Origin of the sequence: Halorussus amylolyticus (assembly GCF_004143485.2) — an archaeon.
GTDB classification, from domain to species: domain Archaea; phylum Halobacteriota; class Halobacteria; order Halobacteriales; family Haladaptataceae; genus Halorussus; species Halorussus amylolyticus.
The window spans coordinates 121,778-144,024 of record NZ_ML974132.1 but is presented as its reverse complement, the minus strand read 5'-3'; the positions used below and the strand labels follow the sequence as shown (position 1 = coordinate 144,024).

The 22,247-nt window shown below is 67.4% G+C and carries 21 protein-coding genes and 1 pseudogene; 11 read left to right on the top strand and 11 right to left on the bottom strand.

The annotated features are described in order from the left end of the window. Window positions 1-2 precede the first annotated feature (2 nt). Window positions 3-830, bottom strand: coding sequence for an indole-3-glycerol phosphate synthase (gene trpC, locus EKH81_RS07975; RefSeq protein WP_132059845.1), 828 nt, complete (start codon window positions 828-830; stop codon window positions 3-5). A 95-nt stretch (window positions 831-925) separates the two neighbouring features. Between trpC and EKH81_RS07970 the strand changes: the two genes are divergently transcribed. Beyond that, window positions 926-1,387 (top strand): MGMT family protein, encoded by a 462-nt coding sequence (locus EKH81_RS07970; protein WP_132059649.1) that lies wholly within the window; start codon window positions 926-928, stop codon window positions 1,385-1,387. Here the strand turns inward: EKH81_RS07970 and EKH81_RS07965 are convergent, their stop codons facing one another. The 3 genes from EKH81_RS07965 to EKH81_RS07955 form a co-directional block, all read right to left on the bottom strand. Further along, on the bottom strand, window positions 1,388-1,552 hold the full coding sequence (locus EKH81_RS07965) for a hypothetical protein (protein ID WP_162224581.1): 165 nt from the start codon (window positions 1,550-1,552) through the stop codon (window positions 1,388-1,390). Between the two features lie 76 nt (window positions 1,553-1,628). Continuing rightward, window positions 1,629-2,018 (bottom strand): DUF7383 domain-containing protein, encoded by a 390-nt coding sequence (locus tag EKH81_RS07960; protein ID WP_132059651.1) that lies wholly within the window; start codon window positions 2,016-2,018, stop codon window positions 1,629-1,631. Between the two features lie 70 nt (window positions 2,019-2,088). Beyond that, window positions 2,089-2,424, bottom strand: coding sequence for a DsrE family protein (locus EKH81_RS07955; protein WP_162224580.1), 336 nt, complete (start codon window positions 2,422-2,424; stop codon window positions 2,089-2,091). A gap of 83 nt (window positions 2,425-2,507) precedes the next feature. On the opposite strand from EKH81_RS07955, the gene EKH81_RS07950 reads away from it, so the two are divergent. Genes EKH81_RS07950 through EKH81_RS07940 form a run of 3 tightly spaced genes read left to right on the top strand, consistent with a single transcriptional unit; the run spans window position 2,508 to window position 4,672 of the window. Beyond that, window positions 2,508-2,798, top strand: a complete 291-nt coding sequence (locus EKH81_RS07950) for a UPF0175 family protein (RefSeq protein WP_132059655.1) — start codon at window positions 2,508-2,510, stop codon at window positions 2,796-2,798. Continuing rightward, window positions 2,795-3,313: a PIN domain-containing protein gene (locus tag EKH81_RS07945; RefSeq protein ID WP_132059657.1), complete on the top strand. Its 519-nt coding sequence runs from the start codon at window positions 2,795-2,797 to the stop codon at window positions 3,311-3,313. The genes EKH81_RS07950 and EKH81_RS07945 overlap by 4 nt, the downstream gene beginning before the upstream one ends. 36 nt (window positions 3,314-3,349) lie before the next feature. Continuing rightward, window positions 3,350-4,672 carry a tRNA pseudouridine(54/55) synthase Pus10 gene (locus tag EKH81_RS07940; RefSeq protein WP_132059659.1) on the top strand — a complete coding sequence of 441 codons (1,323 nt, stop codon included), beginning with the start codon at window positions 3,350-3,352 and terminating at the stop codon, window positions 4,670-4,672. Between the two features lie 4 nt (window positions 4,673-4,676). Here the strand turns inward: EKH81_RS07940 and EKH81_RS07935 are convergent, their stop codons facing one another. Next, window positions 4,677-5,000: a DUF5789 family protein gene (locus EKH81_RS07935; RefSeq protein ID WP_132059661.1), complete on the bottom strand. Its 324-nt coding sequence runs from the start codon at window positions 4,998-5,000 to the stop codon at window positions 4,677-4,679. 183 nt (window positions 5,001-5,183) lie between these two features. On the opposite strand from EKH81_RS07935, the gene rnhB reads away from it, so the two are divergent. Then, window positions 5,184-5,822 (top strand): ribonuclease HII, encoded by a 639-nt coding sequence (gene rnhB, locus EKH81_RS07930; protein ID WP_132059663.1) that lies wholly within the window; start codon window positions 5,184-5,186, stop codon window positions 5,820-5,822. 24 nt (window positions 5,823-5,846) lie between these two features. Here the strand turns inward: rnhB and EKH81_RS07925 are convergent, their stop codons facing one another. The 3 genes from EKH81_RS07925 to secF all read right to left on the bottom strand — a co-directional run bounded on the left by EKH81_RS07925 (window position 5,847) and on the right by secF (window position 9,649). Then, window positions 5,847-7,037, bottom strand: a complete 1,191-nt coding sequence (locus EKH81_RS07925; RefSeq protein WP_132059665.1) for an ATP-binding protein — start codon at window positions 7,035-7,037, stop codon at window positions 5,847-5,849. Between the two features lie 135 nt (window positions 7,038-7,172). Next, window positions 7,173-8,771, bottom strand: a complete 1,599-nt coding sequence (locus EKH81_RS07920) for a preprotein translocase subunit SecD (protein ID WP_132059667.1) — start codon at window positions 8,769-8,771, stop codon at window positions 7,173-7,175. Beyond that, on the bottom strand, window positions 8,768-9,649 hold the full coding sequence (gene secF / locus EKH81_RS07915) for a protein translocase subunit SecF (protein ID WP_132059669.1): 882 nt from the start codon (window positions 9,647-9,649) through the stop codon (window positions 8,768-8,770). The genes EKH81_RS07920 and secF overlap by 4 nt, the downstream gene beginning before the upstream one ends. A gap of 110 nt (window positions 9,650-9,759) precedes the next feature. Here secF and EKH81_RS07910 point away from each other — a divergent pair, with 110 nt between their 5' ends. From EKH81_RS07910 to EKH81_RS07885, 6 genes and pseudogenes are all read left to right on the top strand, one after another. Next, a complete protein-coding gene (locus EKH81_RS07910) occupies window positions 9,760-10,143 on the top strand; it encodes a DUF7968 family protein (RefSeq protein ID WP_132059671.1) in 384 nt (127 codons plus the stop codon). Between the two features lie 152 nt (window positions 10,144-10,295). Beyond that, window positions 10,296-11,162, top strand: coding sequence for an undecaprenyl-diphosphate phosphatase (locus EKH81_RS07905; protein ID WP_132059673.1), 867 nt, complete (start codon window positions 10,296-10,298; stop codon window positions 11,160-11,162). A gap of 89 nt (window positions 11,163-11,251) precedes the next feature. Next, window positions 11,252-12,136, top strand: a pseudogene (locus EKH81_RS19830) (NADH-ubiquinone oxidoreductase-F iron-sulfur binding region domain-containing protein); the annotation flags it as partial. A 328-nt stretch (window positions 12,137-12,464) separates the two neighbouring features. Continuing rightward, on the top strand, window positions 12,465-12,911 hold the full coding sequence (locus EKH81_RS19825; RefSeq protein WP_394352038.1) for an NADH-ubiquinone oxidoreductase-F iron-sulfur binding region domain-containing protein: 447 nt from the start codon (window positions 12,465-12,467) through the stop codon (window positions 12,909-12,911). Beyond that, on the top strand, window positions 12,908-16,195 hold the full coding sequence (fdhF, locus tag EKH81_RS07890; RefSeq protein ID WP_132059675.1) for a formate dehydrogenase subunit alpha: 3,288 nt from the start codon (window positions 12,908-12,910) through the stop codon (window positions 16,193-16,195). Before EKH81_RS19825 ends, fdhF begins: the two co-directional genes overlap by 4 nt. 135 nt (window positions 16,196-16,330) lie before the next feature. Beyond that, a complete protein-coding gene (locus EKH81_RS07885) occupies window positions 16,331-16,849 on the top strand; it encodes a hypothetical protein (protein WP_132059677.1) in 519 nt (172 codons plus the stop codon). On the opposite strand, the gene EKH81_RS07880 is transcribed toward EKH81_RS07885, so the two are convergent. From EKH81_RS07880 to EKH81_RS07870, 3 genes are all read right to left on the bottom strand, one after another. Further along, entirely contained in the window at window positions 16,838-17,596 is a 759-nt protein-coding gene (locus EKH81_RS07880) for a hypothetical protein (protein WP_132059679.1), read from the bottom strand. The genes EKH81_RS07885 and EKH81_RS07880 overlap by 12 nt on opposite strands. After that, window positions 17,593-18,690: an outer membrane protein assembly factor BamB family protein gene (locus EKH81_RS07875; RefSeq protein ID WP_394352037.1), complete on the bottom strand. Its 1,098-nt coding sequence runs from the start codon at window positions 18,688-18,690 to the stop codon at window positions 17,593-17,595. The genes EKH81_RS07880 and EKH81_RS07875 overlap by 4 nt, the downstream gene beginning before the upstream one ends. Window positions 18,691-18,937: 247 nt before the next feature. Then, complete coding sequence (locus tag EKH81_RS07870; protein ID WP_132059683.1) at window positions 18,938-22,120, bottom strand: right-handed parallel beta-helix repeat-containing protein; 3,183 nt, start codon at window positions 22,118-22,120, stop codon at window positions 18,938-18,940. Window positions 22,121-22,247: the final 127 nt, after the last annotated feature.

Below are 22,247 nucleotides of genomic sequence, written 5' to 3'. Positions count from 1 at the left end.
TGTCAGTCTCCGTCTCGCGTCGATGTCAATCTACGCGTGTTCTCGGTCACGTTTCCGAGGGAATCTTTCCCTCGACTTCCGGAGTCGCCTGACTCCGGAATTCCGTCCATTATCGCGCTCCCCACGAGCAGGCCGTCCGCGCCCGCCTCGCGCATCCGCCGAACGTCTTCGGGCGTCGAAACGCCGCTCTCCGCGATGAGCGTCACGTCGTCCGGGACTTCGGGGGCCACCGTCTCGAACGTTCCGAGGTCCACCTCCAACTTCGCCAAGTCGCGGTTGTTCACGCCGATTATCTCGGCTCCGGCGTCGAGCGCCGTCTCCAACTCCGCGCTGTCGTGGACCTCCACCAGCACCTGAAAGCCGCGTTCCCTCGCGGCCGCGAGAAGTCCGTCGAGGTCATCGACGAACCGCACGATGAGGAGGAGCACGTCGGCTTCCACCGCGTCCATCTGGGATTCATCCAGCACGAAGTCCTTCCGGAGGACCGGCACGTCCACCGCCTCCCGAATTCGTCGCAGATTCTCGGGCGACCCGCCGAAGTGGTCGGGTTCGGTCAGGACCGAGAGGGCGGCCGCGCCGCCCTCGACCATCCGCTCGGCCAGTTCGACGGGGTCAGCCTCCCGGGTTCCCTCGGTGGTCGGACTCGTGGGCTTGACCTCCGCGATGACGGGCGCCCGACCGTCGGCCTCGGCCGCGGCGAGCGCGTCGGGGAGCGACCGAGCATCGACCGACAGCGTGCCGCCCTCGTCGTCTGGGCGGGAGTCGCCACGGTCCTCGGCCGCCCGCAGGATGGACCGCACGGCGGGCGCGAGTTCCTCGCTTTCGTTCATCATTGTGCATTAACGGACGGAATTGTACATAAGGCTTGCGCAGCGGCTCCGACGGCCGCGGAATATTCAAGTTCGAACCACCCCAAGCCGAGGGCATGGACGAGGTTGCCGGAATCTACGCGCGCGAATCACCGTACCTCGGTCGGTACGTCCAGTTGGGAATCGCGAGCGGGCGAGTCCTCAGCGTCTCGTTTCCCGAGAACGCCGACGAGGACGCGGTCCCGGACCACGACCTTCTCGACCGAATCTTCGACTACCTCGGCGGCGTCGAGGACGACTTCACCGACGTGACCGTCGCGCTGACGGTTCCGACCGGCCAGCGCGACGTGTTGGAACGCGTCCGCGAGATTCCCTACGGCGAGCAGATAAACGTCGAGACGCTCGCCCGGATGACCAGCGGCATCGACCACACCGACGAGGACGACCTCAACGTCGTCCGGACCGCACTCGACGAGAACCCCGCGCCCCTGCTGATTCCGGACCACCGAGTGCGCGACGGGCCGAGCGCCGCGCCGCCGAGCGTCGAGCAGAAGCTCCGGTCGGTAGAGGAGTTGTAGTCACTCGCTGACGCGACGACTGCCGAGGAACGCGACGAACAGCGCGGCTACGAGCAGTCCGGGGAAGAGGTACGGCCACCCCAAGTCGAAGGCGACGAACGCGAGCAACAGGACCAGAAGGCCGACGATTGCGTCGAGTCGCCACAGGAGTCTCTCGTCGGTCACGAATCCGGTTCGTGACCGAATTTGCATTAGATTTTCGAACCGCGTCGGCTCGGCGAGCGAGAGCGCCCTTCCTAACTTACTCCACCGGCTCGCGCCAGTGGACCGTGACGTTGTTCACCGCGAAACTGTCGTCGCTCTCCTCGTCGCGAACGACTTGCAGGGTGTTGGTTCCCTCCCGGAGTTCGGCGTGGGTCAGCGCGTCCTCCCAGTACTGCCACCCGTCCGCGGGCGGCACGTCGAATCCGCTGAGTTGCTCGCCGTTTATCAGAATCTCGTGGCCGTAGTCGTCCACGCGGAACGCCTGCAGACCGAGGTAGGCGTCGGACGTGTCCGCGGTGGGGACCTCGAACTCGTGTTTGGGAGTCGCATCGCCCACGAAATCGGCCCACGGCACGTCGATTGCGTCTCTCATCGGCCCGAGATGGGCGCTCACGTTCACGAGCGCGTAGTTAGCTCGATGTGACATGACCGGAGAGACGGACTCCGACCACAAAGTCCTGCGGGATACCGTCGGACTTCGACGGACGGAGCGTTCGTCAGACTCGGATGTAGGCGTGGCCCGCGTCCTGCAAGCGCGTGAGTTCGCCGACGCCCGAGGAGACGACTTCGACTCCGTCGAGCAGTTCCAACCGCGAGACTGCAGGGTGTTCGACCGCGTTGGAACAGACTGCAAAACGGATGCCTTCCGCGAGCAGGTCGGTCACGTCGTCGGCGAGACTCGACTCCTCGTGGAGTTCGGCGATGGCCTCGCCCCTGTCCGAGACGACCGCGACCGAATCGAGTTCGAGGGTGTCGTCGTCTAGCAGATTTCGGGCCTTGACGACGGAGACGCGGACGGCCTCGGGCGTCGAGGCGTGGAAGACGGTTTTCACGATTCGGTGTGAGGAGCGACCGCGGAAAGGGATTGTGATGGGGCGGCGAAACGCTTGTATGCAATGAATACATCGTATACAGCATGGGAAACGTTTCGGCTCGCATCCCGGACGACCTCGAAGCGGATTTGGAGGCGTACATCCGCGACGAGAATCTCGACAGGAGTACGGCGATTCGAAAGCTCCTCACGGAGGGACTCGGTGACTGGCGCACGGAGCGCGCGCTCGAAAAACTCGAAGCGGGTGAAACCACGCTTTCGGGCGGCGCACAACTCGCGGAGATGAACGTCTGGGAGTTCGCCACGCTGGCGAAAGACCGAAACGTGACGTGGGTGTCCGACGACCACCTCGACTCCGACCTCGAAGACCTATGACGCTGGTCTTCGACGCCACGCCGCTCATCTATCTCGGGAAGGCCGACCGACTCGACGTGCTGGCGCGCCTCGATTCGAAGCTACTCGTTCCCGAACGAGTGTACGAGGAAGTCGTCGAGCGAGGAATCGAGCGAGGGTACGCCGACGCGAGACGGGTCAACGACTGGGTGAAAGGCGGTCCGCTCGAACGCGAGCGCGTTGAGGCGACCGACCGATTCGCCCGACTCACCTCCGAGACGAGGCTTAGTCCTGCCGACACCGCGGTCCTGTTGCTCGCCGACGAAGTCGATGGCACGGCGGTCATGGACGAGAGATACGGTCGCGACATCGCGGACACGGAAGAAATCGACACGCGAGGAACTGCCTTCCTCATCCTCTCGCTGATGAAACGCCGCGAACTCACGAGCGACGACGCCCGAGAGACCATCGACGCGATGCTCGACGCCGGGTGGCACTGCTCGCCGAATCTCTACGCGAAGATTCTCCGAACACTCGACTCGCTCGCGTCCGAATGAGAAACCCGTTTACCGCCCGAACTCCATCTCTCGCACATGACCATCCTCGCGGACGCTCGCCGGGTGCTGGAGAACGGCCCGGTCTGCGATTCCTGTCTGGGTCGGTGTTTCGCCGACCGTAGCTTCGGGCTGACGAACGACGAGCGCGGCCGCTCGCTCCGCGTCGCGGTCGCGCTCGAAGACGACGAACCGTACGAGGACGAGAGCGCAGAATGTTGGGTCTGCGAGGGCGAGAGCCAGCGATTCGACGAGTGGGCCGAGACGGTCGCCGACGCGCTGGAGGGCTGGGAGTTCGACACGTATCAGGTCGGGACCCGGACCCCGCCCCTGCTCGAAGAGAACGAAGTCCTGCTCCGGGAGTCCGCGGGGCTTCCCGACGACGCGGGCGAACTCTTTAAATCGGAGTTCAACCGCGAGGTCGGCAAGCGCGTCGGCCGCCTGACCGGCACGGAGGTCGATTTCGAGCGTCCAGACGTGCTGGCCCTGCTGAACGTGGACCCCGAGCGCGAGGACCTCTCCTCGCACGCGGTGGACGCTCAGATAAACTCGGCGTTCGTCTACGGCCGGTACAAGAAGCTCGAACGCGACATTCCACAGACGGAGTGGCCCTGCCGAGAGTGCGGCGGGTCGGGCAAACAGCTCGCGGACAGCGGCGGCGAGGAGCCGTGCGACTACTGCGGCGGGTCGGGCTACCTCTACGACGAGAGCGTCGAGGAGCTGACCACGCCGCCCGTCCTCGACGCGATGGACGGCGAGGAGGCGCTGTTCCACGGCGCTGGCCGCGAGGACGTGGACGCGCTCATGCTCGGCACGGGCCGACCGTTCGTCATCGAGGTCAAACAGCCTCGCGTGCGCGACGTGGACATCGACGCGCTCGAAGCCGAAATCAACGACTTCGCGGGCGGGAAGGCCGAGGTCACCGACCTCGCGCTCGCGACCCACGACATGGTCGAGCGCGTGAAGGAGCTCGACGCGAGCAAGACCTACCGGATGGACGTGGCGTTCGCGGCGGACGTGACCGACGAGGAATTTCAGGCCGCCGTCGCGGAACTCGACGGCGCGACCATCGAACAGGACACGCCCCAGCGCGTGGACCACCGACGGGCGAGTCTGACCCGGACGCGCGAAGCCTACGCGGTTTCGGGCGAACTCGAAGACTCGCGCCGCGCCGAACTCGAAGTCCACGGCGAGGGCGGCCTGTACGTCAAGGAACTGGTCAGCGGCGACGAGGACCGGACCACGCCGAGTCTCGCGGGTCTGCTGGGCGTCGGCGCGGAGGTCACGGCGCTCGACGTGCTCGCGGTCGAGGGTGAGGACGAACCGTTCGACGACCCCGACTACCTCGAAGCCGAACCCTGAGGGGTCAGAACGACTCCTGCGGGCCGCGGCGCTCGCCGTCCACTGGCGGGTCGCGGTCGCTGTAGTGTGGCCGCCCGACCGCGTTTCGGTGGACGCCGTTGAGGACCGCCATCTGGAGGTCGTCGGTCGTGGCGTACTCCTCTGCGCCCGAGGTTCGGAGGATGGCTTCGAGCGACTCCGAACCGCCGCCCGAGTACTCGACCGTCACGTCGCCGAATTCGGCGATTACATCGCCGGTCGTCGTCGGGAACGCGTCGGCGTCGAGGAGTTCGTCGAGGCGGTCCAGCTGAAGCGAGAGGAGTCGGTCGTGGTTTCTATCGGTGGGCATCTCGGCACCGACTACCGGACTGACGCGGATATCGCTTCGGGCCGAGCGTTCGTCCCGAATCCCGAGAATCGACGTTTTCGCGGTCTAAACCCCGGAATTTCGCGCTTCGCGGTCGCCGCGGCTCGCGGCGACCGCGAAGCACACGTAGCAACGTACAATTACCCGGAGTCCGTCGTCCCGGTCGTGTTCGGGGTAGACGAAGCGGGCAAGGGGCCGGTGTTAGGGTCGATGTTCGCGGCCGCGGTCGCGGTCGGCGACCCCGCCGCCCTGCCCGACGACGTGGACGACTCGAAGAAAATCGCGCCCGACCGCCGGGAGGAACTCGCGGCCGCGCTCCGCGACGACGACCGAGTCGCGGTCGGCGTGGCCGAAATCCCGGTCGCGCGAATCGACGACCCCGAGACAGACATGAACACCCTGACGGTCGCGGGCCACGCCGAGGCGCTCTCGAAAGTCGCCGACGACGGGGCGGAGGGGTTCGCCGACGCGGGCGACACCAGCGAGTCGCGGTTCGCCCGTCGGGTCCGAGAGCGCGTGGCCGCCGACATCGACCTCGTCGCGGAACACGGCGCGGACGAGACCTACCCGGTCGTGAGCGCGGCGAGCGTCGTCGCCAAGGTCGCCCGCGATTCGCACGTCGCGAGTCTGGCTGACGAGTACGGCCCGGTGGGGTCGGGCTACCCGAGCGACCCCACGACTCGGGAGTTTCTGGCCGAGTACGTCGCGGAGTACGGGGAGTTGCCCGACTGCGCGCGCCGGATTTGGGCCACCTGCGAGGACGTGCTCGCGGCCCACGAGCAGTCTGGTCTCGGGGAGTTTTAGCTCGGACTCTGTCGATTCGACGCGTCAGTCCGTCGCCGTCGAACGCGCCGATTCGGCGTCCGACCCGACGCTCACTGCAGACGCGTCGGTGTCGAGCGTCGAAATCAGAAGCGTGACCGCGAACTCGCTCCCGTCGTCGCCGGTCTCGACCAGTTCGACGGTCCCGTCGTAGCGCTCGGTTAGCGTGCGCACGAGGTAGAGACCGAGACCGTGTTCCGCGCCGGTGTTGTCGCCGCGCTCGAACAGCGTGGCGCGCTCGTCCTCGGAAATGCCCGGTCCGTCGTCGGCGATTCGGACCGTCGCGGTGTCGCCCGACTGTTCGAGAGTCACCGTCACGCTCGGGGTGTCGGCGTCGTTGTGTTCGACCGCGTTCGTGAGCAGATTCGAGAATACGCGGGGGAGGAGGTCGTCGGCCACGACGTACACGCCGTCGGGAATCGACGCCTCGACCGCGACCGACTCGGTAGTTCTCCGGATGTCGTCGAGTTCGGCGACGAGCACGTCCGAGAGATTCACCGATTCGAGTCCGGCGGTGCCGCGGGTCGCCGCGATGAGCACCTGCACGTCCCGAACCACGTTCGTCATGTCCTGACCTTGGCGGAAAATTGTCTCGACCCGGTCGCGGGCGTCGGGGTCTATCTGGTCGTCGTCGAGGAGGAGCGACGCGTAGCCGGTGATGACGTTGGCGGTGTTCAACACCTCGTGGCGCAGGAGGCTGTTGAGGTAGTCGAGGTGCTGGTGGTGGAGCTCGGCCTCCTCGGCTCGAACCGCGGCGCGCTCGGCTGCTCGTCCGCGCTGGATGGCGCGCGCTTCGATGCTCCCGATGAGCAGGCCGCTCGTCACGCCGACGCTCGCGACGAACCGCACCCACAGAACCTGAGCTGGGAGCGTGTTCGGAACCCAAGCGACCATGATGGGGACGTTGATGGCGAAGAAAATCAGCGAACACCCGACTATCCACGCCACGATACGCGGGTGGCGCTCGGCGGGGAGGTCGCTTCGCGCGAGCCGGTAGCCGCCGTAGACGATACTCGCGGTGAAGATGACCGAGATGAGGAGGCTAGCGAGAAAGTCGACCGAAGAGAGGTTGCCGAGCCCGTGGAACAGCACCCACTCGGCGGCGAAGCTAAACAGGAACAGAACCCCGACACCTGATATTATCGCAGGTATCGGCCTCGGATGGAAGTCGAAAGTTCGTAGCGAATCGAACCGCATACATCGAATATCGTAACCTCATTTAAATAATGTACGCATCAGTATCAGAATTGAGAACGAATCGCGAAACCGGGACAGCGCCCGAATCGATGGTCGCCGTGCCGCAATCGGTCGGCGGCCGGGAGTCGGTCCGGGCTACTGGTCAGTCAGCAACGCCCGGAGGATGTCGCCGTAGGCGGGCCGAGTCACCAGCACCCCGATGAGAACGCCGAGGATGGTGATGATGGCGAACCCTTGGAGGTCCCCGAGCGAGAGGACCGCGAGCGGACTCATCGCGACGATGGTGGTCGCCGCGGCGGCACCGATGACCCAGAACGCCTTCCGGAAGCGACTCTGGAAGACGCGCGAGGAGTGGACCTCGCCTTCGCCCATCACCTCGTCGGCGATGATGATGAGGTCGTCCACCCCGGTCCCGATGACCGCGATGAACCCCGCGATGTGCGAGAGGTCGAGCGGCAACTGGATGGCGGCCGCGAACCCGAGCAGGATGACGACCTCCGAGAGCGCGGTCACGAGCATCGGCGCGGCGACTTTCGGGTCGCCGTACCGGAGGAACACCGCGATGCTCACCGCGAGCACCGCGACGAGTCCGGTGATGAGCGAGTAGAGCTTGAACTCCTCGGCGAGACTCGGCGCGAGGAAGTACGAGGTCCCGTCGTTCAGGTCGAGCGACGCCGGGAGCGACCCCGCGTTCAGGTGAATCTGAAGCTCGCGGGCTTCGGACATGTTCGTCGTCTGCATGACGAAGCCGGGGTTCTGCACGAAGTCGCCGCTCTCGATGGTCCCGGCGAGGTCGCCGCCCATGCTCGCCGAGTAGACGATTTCGCCGTCGACGACGGTGTAGAGGCAGTAGCCGGGATTATCTTGGTCGGCTTGATAGGTACACGCGTCCGCGCCCTCACCCGTGAACCCGAACTTCTGCATCGCCTCCGAGAAGTTCTGCGCGGGTTCGTCGTTCAGCACGACCGGGACGTTCGGCCCGTTCTGGGGGTGGTTCTCCGCCGTGCTGATTCGGCTGAAGTCGCCCTGCGTGAGCAGCGGCACCTCGCGGTACTCGGTATCGTTACCCTCCTGTACCGGGAAGCCAGCGACGACCTGGACCTGTCCGCGCTCGGTCACCAGGCTCTCGACTTCGGACTGGTTCGCGTTCGGCATCTCGATGACGATGAAGTTGTTGCCGTCGGCGGTCGTCACCTCCTGGGCGCTCCCACCGGCGAGTCCGGCCTGCGAGATTTTGTCCCGAAGGGTCCGGACGATGGTGTCGCGCGTCTCGTCGGTGACGCCCTGCTCGATTCGGTCGTAGTCGTAGCCCGCGGTGTCGAGCGCGGAGGCGAACTCCTCCTCGGAGACGTTGCCAACGCGAACCTCGACGGTCGAGGACTCGTTGGGCGCGCCCACGCGAGCGGTCACGTCGGCGGCGTCCACGTCGGAGAGATTGCCAGCGACTCGGCGCTCGACTTCGCTCTGGACCTCGTTCCGGTCTTCTCCCTCTTGGACCTCGGGCATGTCCACGTCGTAGGCCGACACGGCATCGACCGGCGCTCTGATTCGGGTGCCGCCAGAGAGTTCGAGACCGAACTTGAGGTTGGTCGGTCCGTCGGTCGTCACGAGCGACTCGTTGCCCGCGGCGTCGCCGCCGTCACCGCCGCCGACACCGGGTGCGACCAGCGCGTAGACGCTGACCACGAGGAAGATGGCGAGCAGGATGACCCGCCAGTTGTCGCGCCAACTCATCGGGCCACCCCCTCGAACTTCCACCAGCGAAGTAGGCTGACGTTGAGCATGTAGGTGTTCATCAGGTCGGTCGCGAGACCGAGGACGAGGACGATACCGATAGACGCCATCAGGTCGATGCCGAAGACGGACGCCACGAGCGCCATCACGGCCATCGCCGACAGCGACGTGACGGTCATCGTCACACCGGTCTGCATCGCGCGGTAGGTGCTCTCGTAGAAGTCGCCCGACCGGCGAATGATGTGGTTGTTGAGCAGGATGTCCGAGTCCACCGAGTAGCCGATGAGCATCAGGAGGGCCGCGACCGTCCCCAGCGAAAGTTCGATGCCGAGGAGGTTCATCAGCGCGAGCGGAATCACGATGTCGCTGAACGCCGAGAGGACGACCGCGATGGAGGGGACGAACGTCCGGAACATCAGGAAGACGAGCACGCTCATCCCGACGAACGCGACCCCGAGACCGTACAGCGCGAGTCGCTGGGTGGAGGAGCCGAAGCTCGCGGAGGTCTCCTGGTCGGACCGGACGATGTCAGCGGCCGACTGGCCCGAGACCGGCTCTAAGTTGTTTCTCGCCTGCTGCTCTACGTCGCCCGAATCCGGCGGGAACGTCACGAGATACGTGTCGTCGGCGGTCTGGACGGGAGTGACCGACGCGTCGGCGTCGAACTGATTGGGTATCTCGGAGGGCGGCGTGGCGGTCTGGATTCTGAGTTCGGTACCACCCGTAAACTCGGTACCGAGCTGTACCGGCGCGCCGGTGGTGACGAACCATCCGGCGAGTATCAGCAGTGCGACGGCGAGCAACGCCAACGGCACTGCCGCCAACTGCCGGTTGGTGTACTCGGTGTAGTCCACCTCCGGCACTTCGAACGCTACCATATGGGTGTGGAGTGTGGTACGGCCGCGGTTAAGTGTTCTTATACATGGCCGAACTGGTGGAAAGTAACACCGCGACAAACGCTAAACGGCTCGGTCCCCTACGGGTCGGTATGGCCACCGAAACCGACCGCGACGACCGCGCTTCTGAGCGTTCGGAGACCGACTTCGACTCGGACGTCTCGCCCGCCGACAGCGCCGTGATATCGTACCCCGAGGACCTCAGCGACTGGGGGCGCTTTCAGGTCGAGGGCGACCCGTTCAAGGCGTACCTCCGAAAGACCAAGACCGGGCGGGTCAGAGACGGTGACGTGTGGGAGGAGTTCGTCGGCGTCGGATGCTGTGGCAGCACGCTCGACGTGCCGCTCCGAGTCGAGCGAATCGAGGGCGGCGAAACGTTCGGTCCCGACACCGAAATCGAGTTCGCGGTCCGGGAGGCGTGCGGGATACGCGGCGGTTGGCAGGTCCAGAGCGCGGACGGACCGAACGAGGTGTGAGACCGTCGCCCGAGCGCGCGACCGCGCGCTCGGGCGACCGCCGTGACGAGAGCGAACCGAGTTTGCCGAGAGCGAACCCTTCGACGAGAACGAACTGATTTTGCGACGACGAGAACCGAACCAACTTTGACCTCGGCCCGTCGCGGTCCACCATGGACAGGGCCACGCTCGTCGCGCTCGTCGCTGGCGTCCTCCAGGGGATTTTCGAGTGGTTGCCCATCTCCAGCGAGGGCAACATCACCGTCTTTCTGACCGCGCTGGGGTCGTCGCCCGAGGCCGCGGTCCAGTTCTCGCTGTTCCTCCACGTCGGAACCGCGATTTCGGCCACGGCGTACTACCGCGACGAACTCCGCGAGGTGCTCGCCGGACTTCCGGCGTGGCGACCCGACTCGGCGTTCGGGGATGAACACGCTACCCTCTCGTTTCTGGCCGTCGCCACGCTCGCGACGGGCGTGGTGGGAATCGCGGCGCTCACCACGCTCGAAGCCGCGATGTCGGCGCTGACCGGTGGGGCGTTCGTCGCGCTGGTCGGGGTCCTGCTCGTCGGGACCGGAGTCCTTCTTCGGGTCGCTGACAGCGGTGAGCGCGAGCGAAGCGAGCGCGACCCTCGCCAGTCGAAGTCTGGCGGTGTCGAGTTCGGCGGTCGAGACGCCCCGAATCTGGTGGACGCCGTGCTGGTCGGCGCGTTACAGGGGCTGGCCATCCTCCCCGGCGTCTCGCGGTCGGGGACGACCGCCTCGGCGCTCCTGTTCCGGGGCCACGACGGCCCCTCGTCGTTTCGACTCTCCTTTCTGCTGTCGATTCCGGCCGCGCTCGGCGCGGGCGCGCTCACGCTCGCGACCGGCGGCGTGCCGGGGGTCGCGCCCGTGCCCGCGGTCCTCGCGCTCGCGAGCGCCGCAGTCGTCGGCTACCTCACTATCGACGCGCTGATGCGAGTCGTCGAGCGGGTGCCCTTCTGGGGCGTCTGCATCGGTCTCGGCGGACTCGCGATTCTCGGCGGCATCGCGCTGGTAGTCTGACACCGGGGCGGATACGAGGGCCGCCGCCTGCCCTGTCGCGTGGTAACGTTTTTCGTTCGGGGCCGCCACGGTACGGTACAACAGAACCAATGAGGTCACACGCACACCCATCGGCCGTCGTTCGCGTCTCCGGTCGGGTGACCGCTCGCCCCGGAGCGGTCCACGCGGCGGCGGCCGACGCCGCGAGCGACGTTCGAGTCGTCGAGACCGGTCCCACGGGCGCGGATTCGCTCGCACCCCTCTTACTCGCCACGCTCGACGGGACGACCGCGTTTCACGCGAACGCTACCCCCGAGGACGCGCGCGAAATCGTCTCGACGCTGGAGGGCGGCGACCTCCCGACGGAGAGCGCACACGCCGTGGTCGAGCACGCCCCCGAAACCCCGTCGCTCCCGATTCCGGAGTCGGGACCGCTCGCGGTCGGTCGGCGCTCGGTCCTCTCGCGGTCGGGGTGGACCGACCCGACCGACTTCGACGCGTATCGCGAGACGGCCGGGTCGGTCGCCGACGAATCGCCCGAGAGCGCGCTCGACGCGGTTCGCGAACTCGGCCTGCTCGGCCGGGGTCGCGGCGACGGAGCCACCGACGAGTCGGTCGCCGACCTGTGGACGACCGCACGCGACGCGCCGGGCGAGTCGGTGGTCGCGGTCAACGCGAACGACGCCGACCCGAACGCGCTCGGAGACCGACTCCTGCTCGAAAGCGCGCCGCTCGCGGTCCTCGACGCCGCGCTCGCGGTCCGCCGGGTCGCGGAAGCCGACGAGGTGGTCGTCTATCTGAACGAGTCGGACGCGCTCGCACGCGAGCGCGTCCGCGAGGCCGCCGCCGCGCTCGCACGTGCTCGCGACGACGCCGCGAGCGTCCAGGTCGTGACCGGGCCGGACGCGTACACTGCGGGCGAACCGACGATGGCGCTCGAAGCCATGGAAGGTGCCGACCGCCTCGAAGCCAGACGCGGTCCGCCGGGTCCCGGCGAGTACGGGCTTCACGGTCGCCCGACCGTGATTCACACGCCCCGGACCCTCGCGCAGGTGCGAGAGGCGCTTGTCCGTCCGGAGGCGTTCGACCCCGACGACGCCGACCCGGGAACCAGACTCGTCACGGTCGCGGGGGCCGCGCCCCCGCGCGCGGGCGCCCGCGAGCGATCCGCGGGGGCCCCCCCCCCCCCCCCCCCCCCCCCCGCCCCCCCCCCCCCCCCGGGCCCCCCCCCCCGCGGCCCCCCCCCCCGCGACCGTCGAACTCTCGACCGGGAGCGAACTGGCGAACGCGCGGAACGCGCTCGCCGACGGAGGTGCGGACGGGGTGACAGAATCGTTCAAGCTGGCGGTCGTGGGCGGCCAGTTCGGCGGTCTCACCCGCGACCTCGACGTTCCAGCGTCGGCCCCCGCCCTCCGCGGGGCCGGACTCGGAACCGAAGGCGCGGTCGAACTGTTCGGCGACGACGCGTGCCCGGTCGCGGTGGCCGGAACCCGAACCAAGTTCGCCCGCGAGGAGAACTGCGGCCGGTGTGTCCCCTGCCGCGAGGGGTCGAAACAGCTCACCGACCTGCTCCGGGAGGTGTACGACGGCGCGTACCGCCGCGAGAAACTCGGCGAACTGGCTCGCGTGGTGGGCGAGACGAGTATCTGCGAGTTCGGACAGGCCGCCGCGCGGCCGGTCGCGACGGCGATAGCGGAGTTCGACGCCGAGTTCGCCGCCCACGCCGACGGTCGGTGTCCGAGCGGCGCGTGCGACCGAGGTGGACGATGAGTTCCGACGACCCGCTTCCCCGAGTTCCGGACGTGGCGGACCCGCGACCGAGCAGTCCGTTGACCGAGTCGTTCGCGCCCGGAACCGCGAACGACCCCGAGATTCGGCCCGAGTGCCGCGAGGGCGTGGACGCAAACCTCGATGCACGCCCCGGACTGGTCCACCTCACGATAGACGGCGAAGCGGTCGCCGTCAAATCGGGCGCGACCCTCATCGACGCGGTCGAGACCGCGGGAGCCGACGGCGACGTGCCTGCGCTCTGTCACTACGACCGGGGCGACGAAATCGGCCCGCGGAGCGAGTGTCGGACCTGCATGGTCGAGACCGACGCCCACGGTCTCGTCCCGGCGTGTAGCTTCCCGGTCGAGGAGGGCCTCTCGGTCAGCACCGACGCGCCCGCCGCGACCGAGGCCCGCGACGTGAATCTCGACCTCGTGCTCTCGGACCACAACCTCCGGTGTACCACCTGCGGGAAGAACGGCCGGTGCGAGCTTCAGGACGCCGCCATCGACAACGACGTGTCTCACCCGCGGTACGGCGTCCTCGACGACCGGGGGAGCTACGAACCAATCGACGACTCCTCGCCGTTCATCCAAATCGACCGCAACAAGTGCATCCTCTGCAATCGGTGCGTCGAAGCCTGCAACGACGTGCAGGTCGAGGGCGTCCTCCGAATCGAGGGGTCGGGCGACGACACCCGTATCGGATTCCAGAGCGACGCCGAGACGATGGAGGACTCGACGTGCGTCTCGTGCGGCCACTGCGCCACGGTGTGTCCCACCGGGTCGCTGGTCGAGAAGGGTCTCGCCGACGCCTCCACGCTCCCGATACCCGGATTCACGCAGAAGAACTCTGTCGGCGAAGTCGTCGAACACGTTCCCGCCGAGACCGCCGACACGTCAGACGCGCCGAATCGCGGCAAGCGTCGGGGTCGCGGGGGCAGTCGCGACGGTCGTGGGGGCGAAAGCGGCGAAAACGCCGCCGATTCCGCCGCGGAATCGGCGGCGCAGTCCGGCGTCGCGGGGATGATGGCGCGGGCGAAGCGACGGGCAGGCGCGAAAGCCCGAGAAGCGGGCGAGAAGGCGCTCCTGACCGCCGAACACGCCGCCGAGAGCGCCGCCGCCAGCACGCTCCCCGAGGGAGTCCTGTTCGACGTTGCCAAGCGAATCGGCGACTACCGACTCGGCAAATTGAATCGAACCGAGACCACCTGTGGCTACTGCGCGGTCGGCTGTCGGTTCGAGGTGTACTCGACCGACGACGAGGTGCTGGGCGTTCGCGCGGCCGACGAGTCGGCCGCGCCCGCGAACGACTTCTCGACCTGCGTGAAGGGGAAGTTCGGCTACGAGTTCGCGAACAGCGACGGTCGGCTCACGACGCCGCTGATTCGGGACGGCGACGGCTTCCGGGAGGCGTCGTGGGACGAGGCGCTCGACCGCGTGGCCGACGGACTGAGCGGGATTATCGACGACTCGGGACCCGACGCGGTCTCGTGTTTCGCCTCCTCGAAGTGCACGAACGAGGAGGACTACCTGATGCAGAAGTTCGCCCGGCAGGTCCTCGGGACGAAGAACATCGACAACTGCGCGCGACTGTGTCACTCCTCGACGGTCGCCGCGCTCCTCCAGACGGTGGGGTACGGCGCGATGACCAACCGCATCGAGGACGTGGCCAACACCGACTGCTATCTCATCACGGGGTCGAACACCACCGAGAGCCACCCGGTGCTGGCGACTCGCATCAAGCAGAACGTCCGGGACGGCGCGGACCTGTTCGTCTTCGACCCCCGGAAGGTCGGTATCGCCGAACACGCGACCCAGTACTCGCGGGTGACGCCCGGGTTCGACGTGGCGTGGATAAACGGTCTCACGAGATACGTCATCGAGAACGACCTCCACGACGAGGCGTTCGTGGAGGCCCACACCCACAACTTCGCGGAACTCGCCGAGAAGGTCGAACCGTTCACGCCCGAGGCGGTCGAGCGACTCGCTGGCGTGCCGCCCGAAGAACTGGCGCGCGCCGCCGAGACCATCGCGACCGCCGACACCTGCGTCTTCGGGTGGGCGATGGGGATGACCCAGCACTCCCACGGCACGCAGAACGTCCTCGCGCTCGCGAACCTCGCGCTCGTGACGGGCCACATCGGCAAGCCGAACGCGGGCCTGTCGCCGTTTCGCGGCCACAACAACGTCCAAGGCGGAGGCGGCGACGTGGGCACGCTCCCCAACACGCTCCCGGGGTATCAGGACGTGACCGACCCCGATGTGCTCGACTCGTTCGAGGCCGCGTGGGGCGTGCGCCCGCCCGACGAAATCGGACTCACGGTGCCCGAGACGTTCGCGGAGGCCGAGAAGGGCAACGTCAGGGGAATGTACGTGATGGGCGAGAACCCCGCGCTGTCCGAACCCGACATCGACGACGCCCGCGAGGTGCTGGCCGACCTCGACTTCCTGGTCGTGCAGGACATCTTCGTGACCGAGACCGCCGAGTACGCCGACGTGGTCCTGCCCGCGGCGTCGTTCGCCGAGAAGGACGGCACGTTCACGAACACCGAGCGCCGGGTCCAGCTCGTCGGGAAGGCGCTCGACGCGCCGGGAGACGCCCGGCCCGACTGGGAGATTCTACAGGACCTCGCGAACCGACTCGGCTTCGACTGGGCGTACGACCACCCCGCCGACGTGATGGACGAACTCTCGTCGCTCTCGCCCATCTACGGCGGCATCTCCCACGACCGACTCGAATCGGAGGGCGGGCTTCAGTGGCCCTGCCCCGACGACGACCACCCCGGAACGCCGTACCTCTACGACGACGGCTTCAACTTCGAGGACGGCAAGGCCCGGTTCGTCCCGGCCGACATGGGCGAACCCGGCGAACTCCCCGGCGAGGAGTACCCCCTGACGCTGAGTTCGGGCCGGGTGCTGTACCACTTCCACACCGGGACGCTCACCCGGCGAGTCGAGGGCCTGATGTCCCACGTCGGCGAGAGCTTCGTGGAGATTCACCCCGAGACCGCCGAGACGCTCGGGGTGACCGACGACGAGTACGTCCAGGTCGAGTCGAAGCGCGGCGAAATCGTCGTGCGAGCGCAAGTCACCGACCGACCCGGACCCGGCGTGGTGTTCGTCCCGATGCACTTCGCCCACGGCGCGGTCAACGCCCTGACTCAGGAGGACACCGTGGACCCGATTAGCGGCATTCCCGAGTACAAGGTCGCCAGCGTCCGGGTGACGCCGGTCGGACCTGACCCCGACGCCGACCCGCTCGGGTCGGCGTCGGGAGACTGAGCGGGTCAGTGTCGGGGGCTGAGCAGGTCAGTGTCGGACGATTGCGTTTCGGCGTCGGTGCGTTCAAGGCGTCTCCTCGCCACCACGCCGCCGAAACCGGAGACTTATTTTCGCACCACCAGTTACAGTACCGACATGGTCTCCCGACGGACGATTGTCCTCCTCGCTGGCGTCGCCCTCCTCGGCGGATTCTCCGTCGTCGGCGGGGCGGTAATCGACGCCCCGCCCGAGATGACCGTCGCGAACGAGGACGACACGACGTACCGAGTGACCGCGTACACCGTCGAAGGCGGCCAGACGGCGTCGCTGATGAACTTCGAGGTTACCACCGAGAACGGCGAGCAGCGACTCGTGACGCTCTCGCAGTTGGCCTGGCCCGAGGGGTTCCGGAACGTGACGCTGGTGGACGACGGCATCCCGACCCAGCGAATCACCGTCGAACCGGGCGAGGAGGTGACGACGACTATCGACGGGTGGACGCCGGGGAACGTTACGGTCTACATCGTCGAGGACCTCGGCGACGACGAGACCCACGCCCAGACGGAAATCAAGGCGTGTACCGACCGACAGCAGGAGCACAGCATGACGTTCGAGGAGAGCGGGTCGAGCGGGTCCTCGACGTGTGCGTCGAACCTCGACTGGCTACTCGTCTGACCGACTGGGAGGTTCGGTTCGCTCGACCAGAACGGCGAGCGAGACGGCGTGTATCGGTCCGACGAGCGCCGTACTCAGGAACCCGCCCGCCATCGGGACCCGCGCCAGTCCCCACGACGCGACGCCGAACACCACGACGAGCCAGAACAGGGGCCACCGCCGCCCGCGAGACCGCCGAGCGCTTGCCGCGAGCGCGGTCGGAAATCCCCGCCCGGTCGCCAGCAGTCCGGGAAGGGCGAAGAGGTGGACCAACACGAGCGAGAAGGCGACGACCAACGGCACTCCGAGGAGCACGCTCTCGACATCGACGCTCGGAGTCCCCAAGAGACGGGGCGCGATGGCTATCGCCGACAGGACCCCGAGGTATCTGGCGAGCGAGCCGACCCGGCGCTCGGTGCCGAGCGCCCGCGTAATCGTCGCCCAGCCCGCGAGTCCGACCGCCAGCACGACGACGAGTTCGAGCGCGACGCTCCCGACGAGGTACGGCGTTCGGAGGTCGAGCAGTCCGCCGACGGGTCTGACCGTCCGGGCGGTCCCCTGAGGGAAAATCGAGTACTGGATGCTCAGCGTCCGCCCGACCCAGTCGGGCGTCGCCGCCGGAATCGGGTCGTACCGACGGAGCCAGTCGGCGAGCGCAACGACCAGCCCCGCGAGCGCGAACGGCGCGACGAGATGCGGAGCGCGGCGGACACGCGCTCCCGCGGCCCGCAGTACGGCGGTGGCGGTCAATCTGTCGGTAGGCGTCATTCGGCTTCCTCCAGCGCGATGACTCGCTCTCGGTTCGCGGCGTAGAGGACGCCGTCACCGACGATTGGCGGCGACAGCGGGACCTGCGACGGTCGGTACTCGAAGAGACGTTCGCCCGATTCGGCGTCGAGCGCGACCAAGGAGAACTCCGACCGGACCGCGTAGACGACGCCGTCGGCCACGACGGGCGTCGTCTGGCCGTCGAACGGCGTCGTCCACAGCGATTCGCCCGATTCGATATCGAGCGCGTGGAGCGACCCCCGTTCGTCGGCGGCGAAAATCGCTCCGTCGGCGACCGCGGGGGCGCTCTCGGTCACGTTTCCGTCGAGGTCGCGCTCCCAGAGGGTGCGTCCGTCGGCGGCGTCGAGCAGGGAGACTCCCTCGCGGGACTGGACGACGACGCCCTCGTCGGTCGCCACCGGCGGGTGTAACGTCTGCTCGCCGAGGTCGCGTCGCCAGTGACGCTCGCCCGTGTCGGCCCGATAGGCGGCCGCCTGTCCGGGCCAGTTCGTGAGGAAGACGAGTCCGTCCTTCACGGCGGGTCTGTTGAACTCCGCGCTCACGGGGTCGTCCTCGTGGTGCGTCGTTCGCCACCGGACGCGGCCGTCGTCCGGGTCGAGCGCCCCGAGCGAGTTCGTTCCGGGAATCACAGTGTAAATCGTCCCGTCAGCGGCGACCGGGGTCGCGGGGTCCGGCGGGCCGAAGAACCCGCCGCCGGGCGATTCGGGACCCGCCCATCGCTCCGCGCCGACCGACCGATTCAGCAGGGGGACCTCGAATCCGCCCTCGGCGTTCAGGCCGAAGACGCCGGAGGGCGCGGTCACCGCGAGCGTGTCGGTGTCGTAAATCGACGTGCTGGCGCGCGCGGGACTCGACCGGTAGGGGCCGCGGTGGCCGAACCGCCGCGCACCGGTCTCGGCGTCGAGCGCGAGCAGTCCGTGTCCGGCGGCGAGTATCGTCTCTCCCCGGCGAATCGGCGGAGTCGTGCCGAGGAACCAATCGGTCGCGTCGTGCGCCCACGCGACCCGAACGTCGTCTTTCGGACCCGACGCGTCGGGGTGGTGGCCGGTACCGGCGGGGTCGTAGCGAGCCATCGGCCAATCGGTCGCGGAGTCGGGACCGGACTCCGCGCCGTCGGCGGCGACACCCGCGACGGACGCGCCGCCGAGCGACCCGGCGACGGACGGACCGGCGAGCCCGACCCCGAGCGATTCGAGAAATCGGCGTCTGGAGGGGACCATCGCGAAACTGTTCACTTCGCCGTACATAATTTCTGACGATACGCGACGAGCGCGTCGAGAAAAGTCGGATTCGGACCGGCGACCGCCGCCCGCCGATGGCTCAGTTTCGGAGGACCGTGAGAACCCACAGGAGCGCCACGAGACCGACCCAGAGGAGGCCGCCGCGCACGCCGACTCCGAGCAGGCCGTCGGTGCCGAGGAGGCCGAACACGACCCACGTGAGGACGCCGAACCCGGCGAAGCCGTTGACCGTGAGGCCATCGACGGTGACCGGAGTCGAACGGAACGTCTGGACCGTCCCGTAGCCGCCGAGCGCGAGTCCGACGCCGTAGAGCACCCCCCCGAGCAGGCCCCCGATAGAGGTGAAAATCGGGTGCTGAGACAGGGGGAAGCCCGCGTTCTGGGTCGAGACGCGGGTCGTCGTCTCCGATTCGTTCGCGGACGAGGTCGTCGCCGACGTCGTGTCGGTGCTGTCGGTCTCGTTCTCTCGCTGCCGGACGGAAATCGTCTTCGCCGCGGACCGGTCGCTCTCGATTCCCAGTTCGTCCTCGACGGACAGGCGGACGGTGTGGTCTCCGGGTTCCTCGAACGACACCGCGATGTCCGAGTCCGCGGTGGTCCGGACCGAGCGATTCGTCGCGAATCGGTAGTTCGAAATCGCGCCGTTCGGCGCGGACGACCCCCGCCCGGAAATCGTGACTTCGTCTCCGGTCGCCGGACTGCTCGGGGACGCCGTGAGGTTCGCGGTCGGGCGCTCGTACCGCGTTCGGACGTGGGATTCGGCCGACGGCAGGAAATCGACCCAGCCCTGTCGGGTCACGATTCGGTCGCCGGTCCCCTCGGGGTGGAGCGAGGAGTGGGTCGGCCCGTCGGACGCCCCCCAGTAGTTGTGCTCGGCGCGGACGGTCTGGGTCGTGTTGACCAGCAGGCGCGTGCTCGTGTTCGCGTCCACGAGCGTGCCCACGTTCACGACCAGCCCGCGATTGTGGCCGTACACGTCGTTGTCGCGAACGACGAAGCCCACTCCGCGGTCGTCGTCCTTCGGAAGCGTGATTCCGGTCGGGAGGTCTTGGGACACCTCCCGGACCGTCAGTGCGCTCTCGTCGGTCTGCCAGACTTTGCTCGGGGCGTCGGGTCTGAGGACGACCGTGTACTCGCTTCCGGCCTGCGGCCGGAAGCGAGTCTCGACGGTCGGGTCGTCAAGGAGTTCGCTGAGTTCCTCGTCCACCTCGCCTCGCCGGAAGATTGCGCCCGCAGCGCCTTCTTCGACGATGATTCCGGTACCCGTGTCGTAGCCACCGAATCTGTTCGGCGCGCCGAAGCCGTAGGTGTTGTAGACGACCGAGTTGTTTCTGACCTGCGTGTTGACCGAGCCCGCGACCCGGATACCGTACGCGTTCGCCGCAACAACGTTTCGCGACAGGCTGAGCGTGCCAGCGTGGGTCAACTGATTGTCGAGGTCGAGACCGACACCGGCGTTGTCGAGGACTCGATTCGCTTCGAGCGAGACCTCGTGGACGAGGAGGCTCGTTTGCATCGACACGCCCTGTCCGCGGTTGTCGGCCACCTCGTTGTCGTCGATTCGGAGGTGGCGAATCTGTCTGCTCTCGATTTCGACGCCTGCCTGCGCGTTCGCCCGAATCGTGTTGTTCGTCAGCGCCGAGTGAGCCACCCGTCCGGCGTCGAGGTGGACTCCGGTGCGTCCGTTCTCGGCGAGCGTGTTGTTTCGGAAGTCGAGACCGGTGACCCGCGCGTTGTCAACGGCCGCGGAGACGCCGTGTTCGGCGTTGTTCGAGAACCGATTGTTCGCGACGGTGAGTTCTAGCCTGTCGATGAAGGAGGTGTCGCTGTGGCGAATCCGGAGTCCGGTCGTGCTGTCCCGAACCGCGTTCGAATCGACGCGTAGCCCGCGAACGTCGTCGTTTCGCGTGTAGACGCCGACGCCAGCGTCGGCGTTCGCGACTCGGTTCTCGCGGACGTCGAAGTCCGCGACTCGCTGGGCGGCGATTCGAACGCCGTCTGCCCCGCTCCCGAACCGCGAGAGGCGGTTTCGGTCCACGGTCCCGGAGTGGACGCGCTCGCCGCGAATCGTAATCCCGGTTCCGCGAGTGTCCGCAATCGTGTTGTTCTCGACCGCGAAGTTGTGCGCGACGTCGCCCGCGACGAACACGCCCTGGTCGTCGATGTCCCGAAACGTCGAGTCCACGATTTCGAAGCGCGAGGCGCGACTGCGCTCGGAGTCGCTCGCACTCCGAGACTCGCCGTCGCTCCGAATGTCGAGCGGCAGGGTGGTCTCGGAAATCTGTTCGACGCCGTTTTCCCGCAGACTGACAGTGACCGGGTACGACCCGTACGTTCGCGGATTGCTCACGTTGTCGTAGGTCGCGACGAGCGACGCACCTGCCGGGACGGTCAGCGAGCGGTTCAGCGCGATCGCGAACGCGTTCGACCGCGGATGGCCGACGCCGGTCACGTGGGTCGTGACGTTTCGGTCGATGCGCCCGTCGTCGTCGGTGTCGATGCCGACCCGTCGAATCGAGTCCGCATCGACCGACTCGACATCGCCGTGACCGTGATACGCGAACTCCAGCGTCTCCGTCGTCGTGCGAGCGTGGACCGACAGTTCGACGTCGTGGACCGCCGGGCCGCCGAGCCACGACGAGTTCGGCGTAATCTTCGAGTCCGCCACCGCACCCGTGCCCGGCGCGACGGCGACCCCGCGCCCGCCGACGTTCGAGAACGCCGACTCGGCTATCGAGAGTTTCGGCGGCGAGGTCGTCTCGGTCACCTCGATTCCGTTTTCCGAAATCGAGCGAATCTCCGTCGAAGCGATGTCCACGGCCCCGTCGTCGCTCGTGACGGTGACGCCGTTCGTCGCCCGCTCTATCGCGACGTGAGACAGCGAGAGCTTCGAGTCCGGCGTTCCGTCGTACCGAATCGTCCCCCACCGGATGTCGCTCGGGGTCTGGGGCGGCGTCGCGAACCGAATCGGCTCGTCGGCCGTCCCGGCGGCGGTGAGATTCCCCTCGACGGTAATCGTGATGTCTTCGGCGGGCTGCACCCTCGTGCCGGGTTCGATTTCGAGCGTCGCGCCCTCCCGAATCGTGATGTCCTCCGCGATTCGGTACGGCCCGTCGTCGGGCGACCACGTCGTGTCGCCCGTCACGTCCGATTCGACGTACGTGATGGCCGCCGTCGAGCTACTCGCCGCAAATCCGGTCGAAGCCAAGAGACAGGCCGCGAGAAAGATGATGGAGAATTTTCGAGACGAGTCGGAGTACACAGCCGAAGTTCAAAACGAGAAATTATAAATCATTCGCCAGTACGGCGTGAGAATTCGCCGAGCGATTCCACTCTCGGTGGTGACAGAATCACATCGAAAAAACGCGACCCCGAAACCGTCGAAAGTC